This is a genomic window from Xylophilus ampelinus (assembly GCF_003217575.1).
Taxonomy (GTDB): domain Bacteria; phylum Pseudomonadota; class Gammaproteobacteria; order Burkholderiales; family Burkholderiaceae_C; genus Xylophilus; species Xylophilus ampelinus.
The window spans coordinates 72,284-92,095 of record NZ_QJTC01000006.1 but is presented as its reverse complement, the minus strand read 5'-3'; the positions used below and the strand labels follow the sequence as shown (position 1 = coordinate 92,095).

At 70.3% G+C, this 19,812-nt stretch carries 12 protein-coding genes and 1 pseudogene; 10 read left to right on the top strand and 3 right to left on the bottom strand.

Annotated features, from left to right (window positions below):
• The first annotated feature begins 57 nt into the window (after positions 1-57).
• The 4 genes and pseudogenes from msrA (at position 58) to DFQ15_RS06015 (ending at position 4,717) form a co-directional block, all read left to right on the top strand.
• Complete coding sequence (msrA, locus tag DFQ15_RS06030) at positions 58-828, top strand: peptide-methionine (S)-S-oxide reductase MsrA (protein WP_110465105.1); 771 nt, start codon at positions 58-60, stop codon at positions 826-828.
• A 106-nt stretch (positions 829-934) separates the two neighbouring features.
• Complete coding sequence (locus tag DFQ15_RS06025) at positions 935-1,162, top strand: hypothetical protein (RefSeq protein WP_110465104.1); 228 nt, start codon at positions 935-937, stop codon at positions 1,160-1,162.
• 275 nt (positions 1,163-1,437) lie between these two features.
• Positions 1,438-2,779, top strand: a pseudogene (locus DFQ15_RS06020) (DEAD/DEAH box helicase).
• Between the two features lie 150 nt (positions 2,780-2,929).
• A complete protein-coding gene (locus DFQ15_RS06015; protein WP_146228660.1) occupies positions 2,930-4,717 on the top strand; it encodes a disease resistance family protein in 1,788 nt (595 codons plus the stop codon).
• 81 nt (positions 4,718-4,798) lie between these two features.
• Here the strand turns inward: DFQ15_RS06015 and DFQ15_RS06010 are convergent, their stop codons facing one another.
• Positions 4,799-7,027, bottom strand: a complete 2,229-nt coding sequence (locus tag DFQ15_RS06010; protein ID WP_110465160.1) for a penicillin-binding protein 1A — start codon at positions 7,025-7,027, stop codon at positions 4,799-4,801.
• A 236-nt stretch (positions 7,028-7,263) separates the two neighbouring features.
• On the opposite strand from DFQ15_RS06010, the gene DFQ15_RS06005 reads away from it, so the two are divergent.
• The 6 genes from DFQ15_RS06005 (at position 7,264) to DFQ15_RS05985 (ending at position 16,812) form a co-directional block, all read left to right on the top strand.
• Positions 7,264-8,496: an MFS transporter gene (locus DFQ15_RS06005; protein WP_199399822.1), complete on the top strand. Its 1,233-nt coding sequence runs from the start codon at positions 7,264-7,266 to the stop codon at positions 8,494-8,496.
• The gene (locus DFQ15_RS17530; protein WP_199399821.1) at positions 8,469-8,966 is read left to right on the top strand and encodes a hypothetical protein; all 498 of its coding nucleotides are present in this window, start codon (positions 8,469-8,471) and stop codon (positions 8,964-8,966) included. Before DFQ15_RS06005 ends, DFQ15_RS17530 begins: the two co-directional genes overlap by 28 nt.
• Positions 8,963-10,375 carry an HlyD family secretion protein gene (locus tag DFQ15_RS06000; RefSeq protein WP_267896148.1) on the top strand — a complete coding sequence of 471 codons (1,413 nt, stop codon included), beginning with the start codon at positions 8,963-8,965 and terminating at the stop codon, positions 10,373-10,375. The genes DFQ15_RS17530 and DFQ15_RS06000 overlap by 4 nt, the downstream gene beginning before the upstream one ends.
• A complete protein-coding gene (locus DFQ15_RS05995; protein ID WP_110465102.1) occupies positions 10,372-11,943 on the top strand; it encodes an efflux transporter outer membrane subunit in 1,572 nt (523 codons plus the stop codon). The genes DFQ15_RS06000 and DFQ15_RS05995 overlap by 4 nt, the downstream gene beginning before the upstream one ends.
• Positions 11,940-12,329 (top strand): DoxX family protein, encoded by a 390-nt coding sequence (locus tag DFQ15_RS05990; RefSeq protein ID WP_110465101.1) that lies wholly within the window; start codon positions 11,940-11,942, stop codon positions 12,327-12,329. Before DFQ15_RS05995 ends, DFQ15_RS05990 begins: the two co-directional genes overlap by 4 nt.
• A 367-nt stretch (positions 12,330-12,696) precedes the next feature.
• Complete coding sequence (locus tag DFQ15_RS05985; RefSeq protein WP_158529011.1) at positions 12,697-16,812, top strand: non-ribosomal peptide synthetase; 4,116 nt, start codon at positions 12,697-12,699, stop codon at positions 16,810-16,812.
• Positions 16,813-16,921: 109 nt separating this feature from the next.
• Here DFQ15_RS05985 and DFQ15_RS05980 read toward each other — a convergent pair whose 3' ends face one another.
• The gene (locus DFQ15_RS05980; RefSeq protein ID WP_158529010.1) at positions 16,922-18,415 is read right to left on the bottom strand and encodes a GGDEF domain-containing protein; all 1,494 of its coding nucleotides are present in this window, start codon (positions 18,413-18,415) and stop codon (positions 16,922-16,924) included.
• 141 nt (positions 18,416-18,556) lie between these two features.
• Positions 18,557-19,732, bottom strand: coding sequence for an aminotransferase-like domain-containing protein (locus DFQ15_RS05975; RefSeq protein WP_110465158.1), 1,176 nt, complete (start codon positions 19,730-19,732; stop codon positions 18,557-18,559).
• Positions 19,733-19,812 lie beyond the last annotated feature (80 nt).

Below are 19,812 nucleotides of genomic sequence, written 5' to 3'. Positions count from 1 at the left end.
ATGCTCCAACCGTCTCCCGCCCGCCGTTCGCGCCACCGTGGCGCAGAAAGACCTGCCATGCCGCTCCCACGCCATGCCAAGCCCGCCACATACCGCTCCGCTCGCCCCGGCTTGGCCGGCTCCAAATCGCTCGTGGCGTCGGGGCTTATCGCGCTGGCGGCGTGGGCGTATTTCGGCGGCAGCGCCGCGGCGGCCGAGAAAGGGGTGAAGCTGCCCGCGCCGACGGTCGATATCCCGCTGGTCGCCGCCGCAACGCCCGCCCGGACCGCCACCGCGGTCTTCGCCGGCGGCTGCTTCTGGGGCGTGCAGGCGGTGTTCCAGCACACGCGGGGCGTGCTCAATGCCGTATCGGGCTATGCCGGCGGCGCGGCCGAGACGGCGCGCTACGAGGCGATCGGCAGCGGCCGCACCGGGCATGCCGAGGCGGTGAAGATCACCTACGACCCTTCCAGTATCAGCTACGGCCGACTGCTGCAGGTGTACTTCGCGGTGGCGCACGACCCCACCCAGCGCGACCGCCAGGGGCCCGATACCGGCACCCAATACCGATCGGCCATCTTCTACCAGGACGCCGAGCAGAAGCGGATCGCCGAGGCCTACATCGCGCAGCTCGATGCCGCCCACGCGTTTCCGGCCCGTATCGTCACCGTGCTGTCGCCGGTCGGCCAGGGCTTCTTCCCGGCCGAGGCCTACCACCAGGACTACGCCACCCGCAACCCGCAGTCGCCGTACATCGCCCGCTTCGACCTGCCGAAACTGGCCGAGCTGCAGACCCTGATGCCCGAGGTGTACCGGGCCACGCCGGTGCTGGTGGCCCAGGGCGTCTGAGGCCCGCGGCGGGCGCCCGGCGGTTTCGCGTATCGTCGGCGGCTCGGCGCCCGCGGTGGGCGCCCTCGGCAGCCGCAGGCGCTGCCCTTTCACACGAGGATTTCCGATGGCGCGCGCCAACGACTGGGCCCGGAAGGTGTTGGCGATCGCCCGCGGCGGCAACCCCGCGGCCGCTATCGCCCAGATCAAGGTGGCCCCCACCGTCAAGGACCTGAAGACGCTGCAGAAGGACGTGGCGGCGGCGCACCTGCTGGGCCGCTGGCCCGACCTCGACACGGCCATCGCCGACAACCTGGACGCACTGTCGGCGCCGCGGCTGCACCGCTCACCCTGATCCGCATCCGATAGGGCTCAAACCGTTTTTCCGCGCTGGCTTCTTGCTATAATTTAAATAGCATGCCGTTTTCCGGCGGATGCACGGGGCACCCAGCCGCTCCTGCGAACGGGCGGGGCGATGTCTCACCCGACGACCAAGCCCTTGGCCTTGGCCTTGTAAAAGCTGGCCTCCGATCCTCGCTGCACACTCGGGGTCGCTCGCCAGGGTTCTTTTCACATCTTCCGTGGCGGCTAAAACCGTTCTTTCTTTGCATGTCGGAAATTCTTTCTCCCATGTCCTTCGAAGCTCTCGGCCTGTCCGCCTCTCTCGCCAACGCGGCCGGCATCCGGGGGTTCGGCGAACCCACGCCGATCCAGGCGGCGGCGCTGCCGGCGGTGCTGCAGGGACGGGACGTGCTGGGGATCGCGCAGACCGGCTCGGGCAAGACCGCGGCGTTCGGCCTGCCGCTGCTGCAGATGCTGCAGGACGCCCGCGGTCGCTATCCGCGGGAGGCACCGCTGCGCCTGCGCGGCCTGGTGCTGGTGCCGACGCGGGAACTGGCGGTTCAGGTGGGCGACGTGCTGCGCGGCCTGGCGCACGGGTTGCCGCACCGCACGAAAATCGTAGTGGCGGTGGGCGGCGTCTCGGCCAATCCGCAGATGATGGCCCTGCGCGGCGGCGCCGACCTGCTGGTCGCGACGCCCGGCCGGCTGCTCGACCTGCTGGAGCAGAAGGCGCTGCGGCTCGACGCTGTGGTGACGCTGGTGCTGGACGAGGCTGACCGCCTGCTCGACCTGGGCTTCGCCGACGAGCTGCAGCGCATCCTGGCGCAGCTGCCGTCGGCGCGGCAGAACCTGTTCTTCTCCGCCACCTTCCCGAAGGGTGTCGATACGCTGGCCGCCGCACTGCTGCGCGACCCGGTGCGAGTCGAGGTCGTGCCCGAGCCCGGCAGCGCACCGGCCATCGTGCAGCGCGCGATCCAGGTCGACGCATCGCGGCGCACCCAGCTGCTGCGCCACCTGGTGAAGCAGGAAGGCTGGGGCCGCGCCCTGGTCTTCGTCGCCACCAGGTACGCCGCCGAGACGGTCGCCGACAAGCTCTACAAGAACGGCGTCTACGCCACCGCCTTCCACGGCGACCTGAGCCAGGGCGCCCGCAGCCAGGTGCTGGCCGAATTGAAGGCCGGGCGCTGGGACCTGGTCGTCACCACCGACCTGGCCGGCCGCGGCATCGACATCGCCCGATTGCCGGTAGTCGTCAACTACGACCTGCCCCGCTCGGCGGCCGACTACGTCCACCGCATCGGCCGCACTGGCCGCGGGCGAAGCCGGCCTGGCGGTGAGCTTCGTCAGCGCGGAAACCGAAGCGCATTTCCGGCTGATCGAAAAGCGTCAGGGGCAGCCGGTTCCACGGGAGCAGGTGGCAGGCTTCGAGCCGGTCGACAGGCGAGCGCCTGGACCCGACGCATCCGGTCCAGGCGAGCCTTCCGTACCGGGACCGGGCGGCACCGGGCGCACGCGGCCGAAAAAAAAGGACAAGCTGCGCGCTGCGTCGGCTGCCGGCCCGCAGTCGACGGACGAGGCAGAACAAGACAGCCAGGACGACTCTGCCGGTCGCAGGGGCGGGTGTCTGTGAAAAACATGCGCAGCCCTCCTTGACCGGCGGAGCCGTTTCGCATTTCTCGAGACAATTTCGCATGCGGCCTCCGTGTGCGCAGACGAAACAGGACCATGCCCTTCCGACCGGTGCCGACGGATCCGCACCGCCCATGCAAGGGAGCCCGCCATGCCCGATATTCGCCCCGTCACCCCCGCAGGCCGCCCGATCGATCAAGATCTGCCGGAAGAACGCGCCGAAACGAGCGCTCGCCCGCAGGCACGCGCATCTTCGAGTTTCCCTTCTACCAGCTCACTGATGGCGTTCTTCCGATACCGAGGCCGCCCCCCTCGCCACCAGCGGGAAGGAGATGCGGGCGCCAGCACGTCCGAGCCCACGCGAGAATCCGCACGAATGCCGACGCAGGGGAATGCGTCCGGAAATACGAACGCCTATTTCGGTACACGTCGAGACCTGACGCGCAGTCCGGGGCAGCGATGGACGGAAATTCCGGGCCTGCCGTGGCGGTCGGAGAACGACGGCGACATCGACCTGTGGGAATCATCACAGGTTTCTCCTGGTGAGAATCAGCCGACGCGCAGCATGGCATCGCGGGACATGATGTTCCCGCAACAGATAAATGAGTGGGCACGCGAATGCGCAACGGACTCGGATAACTGGTACGACGGCTGGATGTCGCAGGTCCGAAGGCTCCACGGAATCGAGCCTGATGCGCGTCTGGCACTTCAGCAGACGGCCGGCATACTCAAGTCGGTGGAAGATAGGCAGAACCCCCAGCTGAATTTGCAGTTCGTTCCGATTCCCCGCTTTCCCCCGAATCTCTCGCCTCTTGCGCATTTGCAGCACATCTCCATCGCGGGCGGTGGCCTGCAGTCGCTTCCGGAATCGATCGATACGCTGCAGGATCTGCGCTCGATGAATTTGAGTCGCAACCCGTTGCGGGCTTTGCCGGACTCGCTGGCGAACCTTGCCAACTTGAACACATTGCTGATCGTCGGCAGCCCTTTGCTCACCGCGCTGCCCGACAACCTGGTGCGCCGCGATGCGACCGGCGCGCTCCAGGGCCTGGTCAACCTGGAAGCACTGACTTTGATAGATACGGGCCTGACGGCACTGCCACGCTCCGTCATGCGCATGAGCAAGCTGAAGACGCTGACTTTGAGCAAATCCCCCATAGAGGACCTTCCGAACGATATCGACCGTCTCCGACAATTGCAGACCCTGCAGCTGGACAGCACCCCGATCGCATGGATCCGACCCTCGGTCGCACAATTGCCGCAGTTGAGAAATCTCAGCCTGCGCAACTGCAGAGAGTTGCGCAGCCTGCCCGAAAATATCGGCGATCTCCAGGCGCTGAGATTCCTGGATCTGACCGGCTGCTACCGGTTGCAAACGCTTCCGCCCTCCCTCGCCCACTTGCGTCCCGATTGCGAAATCCGGGTACCGCCGCGGCTGCAGGCGGAGCTCCACCTGCTCCGTGCCCCGGCGCCTAGCGTAACGCTTGTGAACCCGGCTGTTCAGGCCCGACTGGAGCAGATCGATTCAGCCAGTCAGTGGATGATGGATCTGGTGATGTCCGACGAAAAAAACCCTTTCCTCCACGGTTGCCCTCCCTTCCTGCCCGCCCCCGCCACGGGCGACCCGCGCATGACACTGGGCGACATACCCGCCGTGCGCACCATGCTCACAGAAAGCGGTTACATGGAAAAGCGAAACGCGCTGGAACACAACAGCAGCATGCGGAATTTCCAGACGGATACACCTCTCAATGTCGCCAGTCTCGGGGCGGCGGTGACGATGTGGCGTGCGCGCGAAATGGCGATCGCCCGAAACCCCTCCCTGGTAGAAATTTTTCCGCACCTGCCGGTCGATCTACCTCCCAATTTGCAGTGCCCGGACGTTCCCCGGCCACCGCTGGCCTTGCCGAACCCGCAGGAACAGGTAACCCTGGATTGACATGACGGTGGCACCCCATAGGGCATGCGGCACAGGAGACCGCAACGCGCGTGGAGACAGAATCCGGCAGAAAGATCCGCGCTAGAAATTGCCCTCTCGTGGACTTGTAGAAGGCACGACCACCGCGGGTTCGGCGGCCAGCAGCGGGCCGACATTCTGCCGGGGGGCCTGCTGCTCGGACAGCGGCACCGTCGCCTCCACCGGCGCCACCGGGCGGCTGCCGACCTGCGGATCGACCGCACCCATCGGCCCTTCGCCGGAGCCGGCGGGCGGCCAGGCGCCGTTGCCGATCTGCTCGGGCGTGAGCGGTATCGGCTCGGCGGGCACGACCGGCGGCGCCCGCGGCGCGTCCAGCACCGCATCGCCGTCGAGCGCCTTGGCCCGGAGGGAGGCCTGCATGAAGTCGCCCACGATCGGCAATGCGCTGCGGGCACCCTGGCCCCAGGAGTCGGCCATCGTGATGCGGCTGTCGTTGAAGCCGACCCAGGCGCCCATCACCAGCGTCGGGTGAATCAGCATAAACCAGCCGTCGGTGTTGTCCTGGGTGGTGCCGGTCTTGCCGGCGACGTCGCCGCGCACGCCCCAGCGCGAGCGGATCGCGCCGCCGGTGCCCTGATCGACCACGCCGCGCATCGCATCGAGCAGCGTCTGCGCGGCGGCCTGCGCCAGCGCGGGCTCGGGCACTGCGGGCCGGAACTGCTCAAGTACCTGGCCGTTGCGGTCCTCGATCCGGTCGACCAGCATCGGCTCGATATAGCTGCCGCCGTTGGCGATGCTGCCATAGGAGGCGACCATTTCCTTCAGCGTCACCGGGCTGGTGCCCAGCGCCAGGGACAGCACCTCGTCCAGCTTGCTCTGGCGCACGCCCATCGCCCGCGCGGTCTGCGCGACGTTGGCCGCACCTACCCGCGCCATCAGCTGCGCGGTGATCGTGTTCTTGGAATAGACCAAGCCCTCGCGCAGCGTCATCGGCCGGTAGCTGGGCTCGCCGCCGTCGCTGGGTCGCCAGATCTGGCCGCCGCCCAGGTCGATCTCGACCGGCGCGTCCCTCAGCGTCTCGTTGGGGCCGATGCCCTGCGCGAAGGCGGTGCCGTAGACGAAGGGCTTGAAGGTCGATCCGGGCTGGCGGCGGGCCTGCGCGACGTGGTCGAACTGGTCTTCCTCGAAGCCACGGCTGCCCACCCAGGCGCGCACCTGGCCGTTGCGCGGGTCCAGCGCCATGAAACCGGCCTGCAGCCGGGCTTTTTCCTCGCGCAGGGCCTGCATCGCGTCGGCGTCGGCCAGCACCTGCCGGATGGCCGCGGCGTCGTCGGCACCGGCGTCGCGGGCGGCCTTGTAGGGCGCGCTGTCGCGCAGCACCGCCTGCACCACCGGCTTGTTGGCGGTCCAGGCGCGGGGGCCCCACATCGCGGTGGCCGATTTCTGCAGCTGGTCCGTCTGGCGCTGCACCGCGCGGTTGGCGAAGTCCTGCAGCCTCGAATCGATGGTGGTACGCACCCGCAGGCCGTCGGTGCCGATGTCGTAGCCGTTGCGGTCGGTCCAGTCGATCAGCCAGCGGCGCAGCTGGCGGGCCAGGTGCGGCGCGGGGCCGACCGCCTCGGTCTGGCGCTCGAAATCGACCTTCAGCGGCTGCTTCTGCAGCGCGGCCAGTTGCTCCGGCGCGAGGTGCCCGCGCTTGGCCATCTGGGCCAGCACCGTATTGCGGCGGTCGGTCGCGCGCTGGGGATTGGTCACCGGGTTGTAGTAGCTGGTGCCCTTCAGCATGCCGACCAGGGTCGCGCTCTGCAGCGGGTCGAGCGTGGCGGCCGAGGTGTCGAAATAGGTGCGCGCCGCCATCTCGATGCCGGTGGCGTTGTAGAGAAAGGGAACGGTGTTGAGGTAGGTCTCCAGGATCTCGTCCTTGGAGTAGGCGGCCTCGATCTTCAGTGCGGTGATCGCCTCCTTGGCCTTGCGGTTCAGGCTGCGGGCGCGACCGATCTCTTCGGGATACAGGTTGCGCGCCAGTTGCTGGGTGATGGTGGAGCCGCCCTGCAGGTCGCCGCTGACCGAGCGGAACACCGCGGCCACGGTGCGCTTGGGGTCGATGCCGTGGTGGTCGTAGAAGCGGTGGTCCTCGGTGGAAATGAGCGCGGCGACCACGTGCGGCGACACCTTGGCCAGCGGCACCCATTCGCGGTTGGCCCGCCGGAACTCGGCCAGCACCTTGCCGTCGGCCGACAGCAGCACCGCCGGCCGCTCGTCGCGCGCCTTGCGGATGTCGCCGATGCTGGGGGTGAACGGGATCAGCAGCAGCACGTAGAGCAGCACCATCGCGGGCAGCAGGGCCAGGCTGATCCACGGATGGCGGCGCACGGCCAGCGCGGCACCGCGGGCGCCGGCGGCCAGCGCCGCCCACGAGCGGGAGAAGGGGTTGTTTTTCACGGGCGCATCTTAGGCGTCCCAGGTAACGGAGATGTAAGCCGCGCGCCACCGGCCGGCGCCGCGTGCGCGCGCGGCGGAGGATTTGGTTTCACGCCGGCCGCCGTCTTCGACTAGATTGGCCGGCTATGCCCCGCCCCCCGGCCCCCGCCCCGGCCGCCTACGAATTCAAGCCCCACGAGCGCGCCGCGATGCCCGGCTCGCCCGCCACGCCCGACCATCCCACCGCGCGGCGGGTGGCGTATTTCGCGGCCGGCATCCTGCTGGGGCTGACCGGCGGCTTCGGCAACGCTCTGATCACCGCCAACCTGGCCAACATCCAGGGCGCCCTGGGCATCTACAGCAACGAGGCGAACTGGCTCACCACCGCCTATCTGATGACCAGCATCTGCATGAACATGCTGCTGATCAAGTTCCGCCAGCAGTTCGGCCTGGGGCTGTTCATCCGCATCTTCCTGGGTGCATACGTGGCCCTCACCTTTTGCCACCTGCTCGCGCACAGCTATGCCACCGCGGTGGCGGTGCGGGCGGCCAGCGGCATAGCGGGCGGGGCGCTCAGCACGCTGACGCTCTTCTATTTCATCCAGTCGATGCCGGCCAGGTGGCGGCTGCGCGGCATCGTGCTGGGCGTGGGCGTGCCGCAGCTCGCGACGCCGCTGGCGCGGCTCTTCTCGTCGGACCTGCTGTCCTTCGGCGCCTGGAACACGCTCTACCTGTTCGAGATGGGCCTGGCCCTGCTGTCGCTCGCCGCGGTGATGCTGGTGCGGCTGCCGCCCAACGAGCGCTTCCAGTCGTTCGAGAAGCTCGACCTGCTCACCTTCGCCCTCTTCGCGCCGGGCATGGCCCTGCTCTGCGCGGTGCTGGCCCAGGGCCGCATCGTCTGGTGGACCGAGGCCGCGTGGCTGGGCTGGGCGCTGTGCGGTGCGATCGTGCTGCTGGCCGCGGCGATGCTGGTGGAGCACAACCGCGCCAATCCGCTGCTCAACACCCGCTGGCTGGGCAGCGGCGACATCCTGCGCTTCGCCCTCGTCGCCACCCTGCTGCGGCTGCTGCTGTCGGAGCAGACCTTCGGCTCGGTCGGCATGCTGACCGCGCTCGGCATGGGCAACGACCAGCTGGTCGGACTGTTCGCGGTGATCGCGGTGGCGACGGCCGCGGGCATCGCGGTCAGTGCGCTCACCATCGACCCGGCGCACCTGGGCCGGCCGATCCTCGCGGCGATGGTGCTGATCGCCATCGGCAGCTTCATGGATGCGGATGCCACCAACCTCACCCGTCCGCGCGACCTGTACCCGAGCCAGGCGCTGCTGGGCTTCGCTGCCACGCTCTCTTCATGGGGCCGGCGCTGCTGGTGGGGCTGACCCGGGCGCTGCGCAAGGGGCCGTCGCACCTTGTCAGCTTCTCGGCGCTGTTCAGCATCACCCAAAGCCTGGGCGGGCTGGCGGGCGGCGCGCTGCTGGGCAGCTTCCAGATCGTGCGCGAGAAATTCCACTCCAACCTGCTGGTGCAGGGCATCACCCTGGCCGACCCGCTCGACGCCGCGCGGGTCGCCGCCGGCGCGGCCGCCTACGGCCGGGTACTCGGCGACGGCACGCTGCGCCAGGCCGAAGGCGCGGTGCTGCTGGCCCAGCAGGCCACCCGCGAGGCCAACGTGCCGGCCTTCAACGACGTGTTCCTGCTGACCGGCGTGGCCGCCTGCGCCACGGTCGCCTGGATCGGCTGGCTGATGCTGCGCCAGCGCGCGCGGGACCGCGCCGCAGCAGCGCCGCCCGCCGGGTCCGCCGTACCCACTGCCGCGCCGCCCACCCCCACTCCGAAGACATCCGCATGAACGCCCCCCGGCCCCCGGCGGCCTCCACGCCCACGCCTTCCGCGCCGCGGCAGGTGGAGGACCACACCCGACTCGAAGAACCCGCCGAGGCCCCGGCCGACCGGGCGGAAGCCGCGCGCGAGGACATGCCGGTGGAGGCCCGGACATCGGCTCCTGCGCCTCCGCCTCCGCCTCCGCCCCCGCCCCCGCCCCCGCCCGCGCCACCGGCGGCCGCACCCGCCCCCGTCACGGCGGCATCCACCGGATGGGCGCCGCCACGTGCGGGGCTCACCGGCACCGTCGCCACCGTCGTCCTGGCGCTGGCCGGCGTGCTGGTGGTGCTCTACGCCTGGCGGCTGCCGCCCTTCACCACCGCGCTGCAGAGCACCGACAACGCCTACGTGCGCGGCCAGACAACCATCGTCAGCCCCCAGGCCAGCGGCTATGTGGCCGAGGTGCCGGTGCAGGATTTCCAGACGGTCGAGGCCGGCCAGGTGCTGGTGAGGATCGACGACCGCATCTACCGCCAGCGGGTGGAGCAGGCGCAGGCCACGCTGGAGGGCCAGATCGCCGCGCTCGACAACTCCGCCCAGACCCGCCGCTCGCGCGAAGCCACCGTGGCCTCGCAGGTGGCGGCGGTCGGCAACGCCCGCGCCCAGCTGGCCCGCGCCCGGGCCGACCTGCAGCGGGTCGACGCGCTGGTCGCCGACGGATCGGTCTCGCTGCGCGAACGCGACCAGACGGTGGCCGCGCTGCGCGAGGCCGAGGCCGCGGTGGCGCAGGCCCGCGCGGCCGGCGAGATCGCGCGGCAGGACGTGCGCGCCGTCACCGTCGGCCGGGCCGGACTGGAGGCGGGGGTGGAGGGCGCCCGCGCCGCTCTGGCCTTGGCCGAGATCGACCTGGCCAACACGGTGGTGCGGGCGCCGCGCGCCGGCCGACTGAGCGAGGTGGGCGTGCGCACCGGCCATTACGTCACCGCCGGCACCCAGCTGATGTTCCTGGTGCCGGCGCGGCTCTGGATCATCGCCAACTACAAGGAAGCGCAGACCGCCGCCATGGCGCCCGGCCAGCCGGTGCGCTTCCGGGTCGATGCGCTCGACCGGGCCGAACTGACCGGCCGGGTCGAGCAATTGGCGCCCGCCGCCGGCTCGGAGTTCTCGGTGCTCAAGGCCGACAACGCCACCGGCAACTTCGTGAAGGTGGCCCAGCGCATCGCGGTACGGATCGCGATCGACCCCGGCCAGCCGCTGGCGGCCCGCCTGCGGCCGGGCATGTCGGTGGAGACGATGGTCGATACCGCCGGCGGGCCGCGCACGGCCCCGGCGCCCGCCAACGGCAGCGCAGCGGAGCCAGGCGCTTCCGCCGGGACGCCCGGCACCGGCGCGGCCCCGCCGCCCGCTGCCGTCCCGGCATCGGGGGCCGCGCGGTGAAGCGACAGTCCGTCGTGGCGGTCGCGGCCGCCGCCCTGCTGGCCGCCTGTGCCGGCCCCTCCGTCCCGCCGGTGCCGCCCGATACCGCGGTGCAGCCGCCGGCCGCCTGGCGCGGTACCGGCGACAGCCCCGCGGTGCCGGCCGATCCCGCCTGGTGGCGGGCCTTCGGCGACCCGGTGCTGTCGCGGCTGGTCGAAGAGGCCCTGACCCGCAACACCGACGTCGCCGCGGCCGCCGCCCGCGTGGCCGAGGCGCGGGCGCAGGAAGCGCTGGCGCAGGCGCAGCGCGCGCCGCAGCTCGACATGGGCGCCACGGCCACCCGGGCCCGCAGCCGCAGCGCGGTGACCGGGCAGCCGGTCGAATCGACCACTGCCCAGCCGCAGTTACAGGCCGCCTACGAGATCGATCTGTTCGGCCGGCTGGCCGATCTGCAGGCGGCGGCACGCGCCGGCTACCTGGCCAGCGCCACCGCCCGCGACGCGGCCCGCCTGAGCGTGGCCGGCGCCACCGCCAGCGGCTACATCACCCTGCGCAGCCTGGACGCGCGGGTGGAGGTGGCCCGCCAGACGCTCGCCGCCCGTGCCGACGCGCTGCGGCTGGCCCGCTCCCGGGCCGAGGCGGGCTACACCTCGCAGCTCGAACTGCGCCAGGCCCAGGCCGAGTACGAAGCCGCCGCGCAATTGCTGCCCCAGCTGGGCCTGGCCGTCACGCGGCTGGAGAACGCGCTGCGCCTGCTGCTGGGCGAAGCGCCGGGCGACGTTCCGCGGGGCACGCCGCTGCTGGCCCTGGTGCCGCCCCGGGTGCCGGCCGGCCTGCCCGCCGACCTGCTGCGGCAGCGCCCCGACCTGGCCCAGGCCGAGTACACGCTGGCCGCGAGCGACGCCAACCTGTGGGTGGCGCGCAAGCAGTTCCTGCCGCAGGTGCGGCTCTCGGGCACCGCCGGCCTGCTGCTGGTCAACTCCCTGCAGGACCCGACCACGCTCTGGACCCTGGGCGGCAGCGTGCTGGCACCGATCTTCAGCGGCGGCCGCCTGCAGGCCCAACTCGACACCGCCGCCGCCCGGCGCGACCAGGCAGCCTTCGCCTATCGCAAGACGGCGCTTACCGCATTCCGCGAGGTGGAGGACGCGCTGGCCGGCACCGCCCGCCTGGCCGAGCAGGCCGACAGCCTGCAGCGCCATCGCGACCTGCTGGCCGAGACCCTGCGCCTGGCCACCAACCGCTACCGCGCCGGCTACGCGGGCTACCTGGAGCAGCTCGACGCCCAGCGCGGCCTGCTGGGCGCCGAGCTGACGCTGCTGCAGACCCGCGCCGATCAGCTGAATGCGGCGGTGGCCCTGTACCAGGCGCTGGGCGGCGGCTGGGCACCGTCGGCGGGCGAAGCGCCGCAGCCGGCCTGCGGCTCGCCGCGGTCGCCCGCCAGGGCTGCGGCGGCTACCGGGGCCATGTGCTCGACGACAGTCCCGGCCCATCGGCGGCCTGCGCTACTGCATGAACGGCCTGGCGATGAAGTTTTGGGCCGCATGACGCCGCGGCCCGTGCGCTACCCGCCAGGCGCCCGCCGATGAGCCGCGGCCGCGCGGCCGGTGTGGCCATCGTGTTCCTCTGGTTCTTCCTGGGCGGCATCGCGCACTTCGTCTTCACCGAGGCCGAGATGCGCATCGTGCCGCCGTGGATGCCCTGGCCGCGCGCGGTGGTGCTCTGGTCGGGCGTGGCCGAGCTGGCGGGCGCCGCCGGCCTGCTCTGGCGCCCGACCAGGCAGGCCGCGGGCTGGGGCCTGGTGCTGCTCACGCTGGCGGTGACGCCCGCCCACCTCTACATGCTGCGGGCACCCGAGCTGTTCCCGGGCGTGCCCTACTGGGCGCTGGTGCTGCGGCTGCCGGTGCAGGTGGCGCTGCTGGCCCTGATCGTCTGGAGTACGCGGTCCGTACCGCGGTCACTCTCCAGAAAATGACCGTCCGGGCCGGTGAGAGACACCGGCGCCCGGCTATCCGACAAATGGCAGCCTCCTGCCGGAGCACCGGCGGCCATGGTGGGTCTCCCCTGCAGGTCGGCCGCGGCCGGCGGTTGCATGCAAACTGCTAAACGATCAAAAAATTAACTTCAGTCACTTTGGGGACATTTGGCTTGTCAATGCACCCATTATCTGGAATATTCATCGGACCTTAAATGCGGTTGCGGTGCTTCCGGCCGACCGCACGAGCCGATCGGGCCGGGCGCGAACGGATCTACGAGGGGCTCTGTCCATGAACTCTGCGCTCGTGCATCCGCAAAACCAGACGCCGCCGGCCGCAGCCTGCCCGTTGCCCGAGATGCCTGCCATGCACCCCCTCGCATCGGTGCAGCAGGTGATCTGGTTCGACCAGATGCTCCATCACGACATGCCGTGCTACAACATCGGTACGATCTTGCATCTGGATGGCGAACTCGACCCGGCGCTGCTGGAGGCCGCGATCCACGAGGTCGCCCATGCCCACGACGGACTGCGGCTGAGGCTGCACCGCGATGCCGATCTGGCCGTGCAGCAGGTGATGCCGCGCATCGACTTCGAGCTGCCCTGCCACGACTTCTCGGCGCATGCCGACGCCGAGGCCCGCTCGGAGCAGCACCTGAGGGCCGTTTTCGGCACGCCCTTCGCGCTGCATGGCGCGCGCCTCTGGGCATCGCAGCTGGTGCGCATCGGTCCGACGCGCCACCACTGGCTGTTCTACGGCCACCATGTGATCCTGGACGGATTCAGCTGCACCCACGTGGTGGCGTTGGTGCTCGCAAGTTACCGGCGCCGGGTCCGGGGCGACGTATCGGCATCGCCGGCCGGCACGTCGTACCGCGAGTTCCTGGCCGACGACCGGGCCTACCTGGACTCGCCCCGCTACAAACGCGATGCCCAGTTCTGGAACGAACGCTTCTCCCGGATGCCCGCTCCGCTCCTGATCGCGGACCCGGCCCGGCGGGGTGCGCAGGCGGTGCGCGTACCCTCGGTACCGTGGGAGATCGACCGCGGTCTGTATGCGCGGCTCGAGACCTTCGCCGCCGCCGCCGGCGGCTCGGTGCCGCACTGCCTGCTGGCCCTGATAGCCGTGCTTTTTTCCCGCACCCATGCCACCGACGAGGTAGTGATCGGCGTGCCGGTGCACAACCGCACCGCACGGGACAGACTGACCCTCGGCATGTTCTCGTCGGTCATCCCGGTCCGCATCGCCGTCGACCCGGACCGGCCATTCGCCCTGCTGATTCGGGATGTCGCCGCCGAGCTGCGAAGCTGCTACCGCCACCAGCGTTATCCGGTCGCCGACCTCAACCGCACGCTGAACCTCGCCCGCCACGGCCGCCCGCAACTCTTCGACATCACCCTGGCCATGGCGAGTTTCTCGGGGCTGGTCGAGCAAAGCACGCCGGCCTGGACCGCTTTGTACCTGCACAACGGCTTCGAGCAGACCCCGCTGGCCCTGCGCCTGTGCGACTACAACCCCGGCGAGCCCGTGACGCTCGAGTTCAACCACAACGTCGCATTCCTGGACCGTGCCGCTGTGGAGGTGATACGCCGGCGTTTCGAACACCTTCTGCATGCGGTGCTGGCAGACGGTGGTGCGCAGCCGGCTGGCGCGCTGGCGCTGCTCGATCCCGCCGAACGCGAGCAGGTGCTGGTGCACTGGAACCACACGGTACCGGCGCGCTCAGCAGGGCTGTGCATACACCAACGGTTCGAGGCCCAGGTGCGCCGAACGCCGCAGGCCACCGCCCTGGTCCACGGCGCGCGGACGCTCAGCTACCACGCGCTCAACACGCGGGCCAACCTCCTGGCGCGGCAGTTGCGCGCGCAGGGCGTAGGCCCCGACCGCCTGGTCGCCCTGTGCCTGGAGCGCAGCCCGGCGCTAGTGGTGGCGATCCTGGCCGTGCTCAAGGCCGGCGGCGCTTATGTGCCGCTGGATCCGGCCCATGCGTCGGCGCGGCTGGGCGCCATCCTCGACGACAGTCAGCCCGCCATGCTGCTGCTCGACCACACCGGCCGCAGCGCCGTGGGCGAGATGGCCGACCGTTTCACCGTGATAGACGTGCAGGCCGACGACGCGGACGACGGCCTGGACGACGCGGACGACCTCCCACCGGGCGGCCTGGACCCGCACCACCTGGCCTACGTGATCTACACCTCGGGCTCCACCGGCCAGCCCAAGGGCGTGATGGTCGAGCATGCCCAGGTCGCCCGGCTCTTCGACGCCACCCGCGACCGCTTCCGCTTCGACAGCCAGGACGTGTGGAGCCTGTTCCACTCCGTCGCCTTCGATTTCTCCGTGTGGGAGATCTGGGGTGCGCTGCTGCACGGCGGCCGCCTCGTGGTCGTGCCGACGGCCATCGCGCGCGCGCCGGACGCGTTCTACGAACTGCTCTGCGAACAAGGCGTGACCGTGCTCAACCAGACACCCAGCGCGTTCCGGCAACTGGCGGCGGCGCGAACGCAGAGCACGCGCGCGCATCGCCTGCGCTGCGTGGTCTTCGGCGGCGAGGCGCTGGAGCCGCACACGCTCAAGCCCTGGTTCGCGCGCAACGATCCGGCGGCGACGCAGCTGTTCAACATGTACGGCATCACCGAGACCACGGTGCACGTGACCTGCCACGCGCTCCAAGCGGGCGATGCGGACCGCGCGGGCTTCAGCCCCATCGGCGTGCGGCTGCCGCACCTGCGCATCTATATCCTGGACGCCCGCATGCAGCCGGTGCCGATCGGCGTGCAGGGCGAGCTCTACATCGGCGGCGGCGGCGTGGCCCGCGGCTACCTCAACCGGCCGCAGCTGACGGCCGAGCGCTTCCTCGACGACCCCTTCGTGCCCGGCGCCCGCCTCTACCGCAGCGGCGACCTGGGCCGCTGGCTGTCCGACGGCAGCATCGAATACCTCGGCCGCAACGACCAGCAGGTCAAGATCCGCGGATTCCGCATCGAGCCCGGCGAGATCGAGGCGCGCCTGGCCCAGGTGCCCGGCGTGCGCGAGGTGGTGGTGCTGGCGCGCGAGGATGCGCCCGGCGATGTTCGCCTGGTGGCCTACTACACCGGCGCGGACACGCTGCAGGCCGATGCGCTGCGCCAGCACGCCGCCCAGGGACTGCCGCCGTACATGGTGCCGGCGGCCTACGTGGCGCTGGCGGCACTGCCCCTGACGCCCAACGGCAAGCTCGACCGCAAGGCGCTGCCCGCGCCAGAAGACCAGGCGTTCGCGCGCAGCGCCTACGAGGCGCCCCAGGGGCCGGACGAGCAGGCCCTGGCCACCCTCTGGGCCGAGCTGCTGGGGATCGACCGCGTCGGCCGCCACGACAACTTCTTCGAACTCGGCGGACATTCCCTGCTCGCCGTGCGGATGGTCGCCCGGCTGCACGGCACACTGGGTGTGGAAGTGGTCCTGGGCAAGCTGTTCGCGAATGCCCGGCTGCTCGATTTCGCTTGTTCAATCACGGAAGCCCGCCAGGCCGCGCTGCCTCCGCATCTCACCGCGTTCCGGCGCACCGGCCGGGCGCAGCCGGTGTTCTTCGCCAACCCCGGGGGGGGCGAGGTCGGCTACATACGGGGGCTGCTGCCGGGCATCGACGCCGATATTCCGGTCTACGGCCTGACTGCCATCGGCTTTCTAGCGGGCGAGCGGCCACTCTACTGCGTGCAGGAGATGGCCGCAGCCTACCTGGACGCGATACGGCATGTCCAGCCGCACGGCCCGTACCGGCTGGCCGGCTGGTCGGCTGGGGGAACGGTCGCCTACGAAATGGCGCACCAGCTGCTGGCCGCCGGTGAAGCCGTCAGTTTCATCGGCCTGATCGACACGCCCAGCCCGTCGGCCTACAGCGCCGGTTTTACGCGCCAGGGGCGCGGTGCCATACCGCCGATCGCCGTCCTCGGCGACCTGCTGAAATGCGAGCCGCACCTTCTGCGCGCCCGGCTGCACGGCATGGCCGTGTCCGGCGACAGCGTACACCTGGACATCGCCACACAGGTAGCCAGACTGCTGCCCGCCGATCTGCCCCCCGAAAATGCCATGCGCCACCTGGCCGTATGGCACGGCATGCTGTCCGCGCTCGGCCACTACATGCCGCCGCGGCTGCCCGTCACCCTGACCCTGTTCGCGGCGGCGCAGGAGCGCAAGATCGACCGGACGCGCAACGGATGGGCGCATCTGGTGGAACGCGAGATCCACATCACGGTGGGGGGCGACCACCTGTCCATGATGGACCCGCTGCATGCCAAAGACCTGGGCGGCAGGATCAGCCAGGCCCTTGCCGGCGGACCGCCGGCCGACCAGGTCCTTTCCAACGCGGTGTCCTGTGCGCCCGGCATCGAGATAGCGCAGGACACGGCGGCCCGTACGGTCCCGCAGCCGGTGTATGCAGCACCCGTGTCGGCCGGAGGTGCGCTCGCGGGCGGACCTGGCCCGGACGGGTGCCCATCGAACTGAGCCGCTGCCCACGAAGGCATTCCATCCCACAGGTCGGCATGGTCTCCATCGGCCCCCGCCGCGTGCCGCTGCGGCCTGTACACATCGAGCGCACGCGCACCGAGGGGCTTCAAACCGCCGGCTCGGATACCGGCTCGGACACCGGCGCGGCGTCCGGCTGCGCCGTCTCTGCCCGGGCGAAGGCGAAGCCGGTGCTGCCCTGCTTGGCCGCGTACATCGCCTCGTCGGCCAGCTGCAGCAGGGTGTCGTTGACCCGGCTGTCGTGCGGTGCCACCGCGATGCCGATGCTGACCCCCACGTCCACCCGGGTGCCGCACGCCAGCCCGATCGGCCGCTTCACGCTCTCGACGATCTGCGCCGCGATCTCGCCGGCCCGCTGCCGGTCGTCGGTGATCAGCAGCAGCGCGAACTCGTCGCCGCCCAGACGTGCCACCGTGTCCGAATTGCGGATCGCGTGGTGGATGCGCTTGGCGGCCACCTGCAGTACCTGGTCGCCGGCGGCGTGGCCCCACGTGTCGTTGACCGCCTTGAACTTGTTCAGATCCATCACCATCACACAGTAGCCGCGGCCGAGCGTCTTCAAATTCTGCGAGGCGGTGTGCAGGTTCAGCTCGAAGAGGCGCCGATTGGCGAGCTTCGTCAGACCGTCCTGGAACACCACCGTCTCCAGCGGCGCCACGATCCGATGCGTCACCCGGTACACCGTGAAGACCGACAACAGCGCGCTCAGCAGCACGAAGGTGCCGGTCAACCGCTCCAGCTGCCTGAAGGGTCCCATCACCGGCCGGAAGGATTTGCCTACCAGCGCCACCACGGCGGTCGGGTCGGCGGCGCCGCCCAGGTTCAGCGTCAGCATGCGGAAGTTCTCGTCCTGGGCCCGCAAGGTCCAGAAGCCTTCGGGCGCGTGTTCGATCTGGGTGCGGGTGGTCGTCTGCGCCTGGGGATCGAGCGACGAGGCATGCACCCGCCAGCTGCCGTCTGCGTTGCGCGACATGAAGACGAAATCCAGGTTGGTCATCTGCTTGAGCTCGACCGCGGCGGCATCGTCGATCTCGAAGGCGAAGACGAGCCGGGCGGTGGGCATCGGCGTGCGTACCGTCGCATGAATCCACTGGTAGAGCACGCTGCGCTGTTCGTCCACCCGCAGCGGCAGCAGTTTGGACAGACGCATGTCGCCTTCACCCACCTTGGCGGCCAGCACGTCGCGACGCAGCGCGCCGAAATCGGCCGGCTCCAGCGACCCGTCGGACGTGGACCGGGCCACCACCCCGCCCTTCAAGTCCGCCAGCACCACCAGATTCGCGCCCATGCGCAGCATCTGGTTCTTGAGCGCCGACTCGACCGTCGCCGGGTGGCTGTTGGTCACCGCCTCCCGAAAGCCGAAGTCCTTGGCCACCAGGTCGGTCGCCTGCGAGAGATACTGGGTGCGCTGGGCCAGGGCGAACTGGAACACTTGCGCGCCGGATTCCAGCTCGTTGTCGAGCGTGCCCATCGCGATGCTGCGATTGGCGTAGCGCATCGACACGAAAGCCGCCACCTGGAACGCCACCAGCAAGGGAACCAGGAAAAAGATCAATCGCTTTTCCGAAGTCTGGATCTTCATGGGCCGCATTTTAACCAGGGTTAAAATATCGCGGCGTTCTGGCGGATCGGGCCGTGCGCTACGCCCCGCAGCGCGCGATCGCCACCGGCATACGGGCGGCGGGCAGGCCGAGCACCCGTATCGCCCCGCCCGCCCCTTGCCCTACAGCGCGCGCTTGAGCCGCGCGATGCCTTCCTCGATCCGCGCGATATCGGCGGTGGCGAAGCTCAGCCGGAGCGTCGCGACATCGGGATTTGCCGCGAAGAACGGTGCACCCGGCACGAAGGCGACGCCCTGCTCGATCGCCCGTCGGGCGAAGTCGCGCGCATCCTGCCCGGCGCCGGTCAGCGCCGCCCAGAAGAAAAGCCCGCCGCGCGGCCGGGTGAAGGCGATCGCGTCGCCCAGTTCGCGCTGCAGCGCCGCGCCCATCGCGGCGGCCCGCTCGCCGTAGACCTCGCGCACGCGGGCCAGCGTCGCCGGCATGCGGCCGCTCTTGAGGTACCGCGCGGCGGTGGCCTGGGCGAAGGTGCTGGTGTGCGCATCGCTGAACTGCTTGCACATGGTGGCGTTGCCCAGCATCGCCGCCGGGGCGATCATCCAGCCGACCCGCAGGCCGGGGCTCAGCACCTTGCTGAGGCTGCCGCAGTGCACCACCCAGTCGCGGCTGCCCGGCACCTCGGCGGTCAGGGCCAGGATGCTGGGCGGCGGCGGCTCGCCGAAATACAGGTCGCCGTACGGGTCGTCCTCCACCACCAGCACCCGGTGCTTGCCCGCCAGCTCCAGCACCTTGCGGCGGCGCTCCAGGTTAAGCAGTGCGCCGCTCGGGTTGCCGAAGGTGGGGATCAGGTAGACGAACTTCGGCTTGTGTTCGACGATCAGCCGCTCCAGCGCGTCGGTCCGCACGCCTTCGGCATCGACCGGCGCGCTGACCAAGTCGGCGCCGTAGAGCCGGAAGCACTGGATCGTGGCGAGGAAGGTCGGGCCTTCGACGATGACCTTGTCGCCAGGGTCGATCAGGGTCTTGCCGATCAGGTCGAGCGCTTGCTGGCTGCCGGTGGTCACGATCAGGCCCTGCGGCGCGACCTCGACGCCCTTGGCTGCCATGAAGGCGCTGAGCTGTTCGCGCAGCGGCTCGTAGCCTTCGGTGGCGCCGTACTGCAGCGCGCCCGGTTCTTCCGCGATGGCGCCGGCGCTGGCTTCCTGGATGCCCTGCACGTCGAACATCGCGCTGTCGGGAAAGCCGCCGGCGAAACTGACGATGCCGGGCTTGCCGAGCAGCTTGAACAGTTCGCGGATCGCGGAGGTCTCCACGTTCTGGAGGCGGGAGGCGAAGGGCAATGACATGGGGGGGGGCGCGCTCGGTGGATGGAAGGACTATGGTAGCCAAGCCCGCGCCGGCCGGCCGCGCCCCGGAGGTT

Excerpts from the sequence above, each read along its gene's own strand:
- DFQ15_RS06005 (WP_199399822.1), top strand. The coding sequence starts at position 7,264 with ATGCCCCGCCCCCCGGCCCCCGCCCCGGCCGCCTACGAATTCAAGCCC.
- DFQ15_RS06015 (WP_146228660.1), top strand. The coding sequence starts at position 2,930 with ATGCCCGATATTCGCCCCGTCACCCCCGCAGGCCGCCCGATCGATCAA.
- DFQ15_RS06000 (WP_267896148.1), top strand. The coding sequence starts at position 8,963 with ATGAACGCCCCCCGGCCCCCGGCGGCCTCCACGCCCACGCCTTCCGCG.
- DFQ15_RS06025 (WP_110465104.1), top strand. The coding sequence starts at position 935 with ATGGCGCGCGCCAACGACTGGGCCCGGAAGGTGTTGGCGATCGCCCGC.
- DFQ15_RS05985 (WP_158529011.1), top strand. The coding sequence starts at position 12,697 with ATGCACCCCCTCGCATCGGTGCAGCAGGTGATCTGGTTCGACCAGATG.
- DFQ15_RS05990 (WP_110465101.1), top strand. The coding sequence starts at position 11,940 with ATGAGCCGCGGCCGCGCGGCCGGTGTGGCCATCGTGTTCCTCTGGTTC.
- DFQ15_RS05980 (WP_158529010.1), bottom strand. The coding sequence starts at position 18,415 with ATGAAGATCCAGACTTCGGAAAAGCGATTGATCTTTTTCCTGGTTCCC.
- msrA (WP_110465105.1), top strand. The coding sequence starts at position 58 with ATGCCGCTCCCACGCCATGCCAAGCCCGCCACATACCGCTCCGCTCGC.
- DFQ15_RS06010 (WP_110465160.1), bottom strand. The coding sequence starts at position 7,027 with ATGGTGCTGCTCTACGTGCTGCTGCTGATCCCGTTCACCCCCAGCATC.
- DFQ15_RS17530 (WP_199399821.1), top strand. The coding sequence starts at position 8,469 with ATGGGGCCGGCGCTGCTGGTGGGGCTGACCCGGGCGCTGCGCAAGGGG.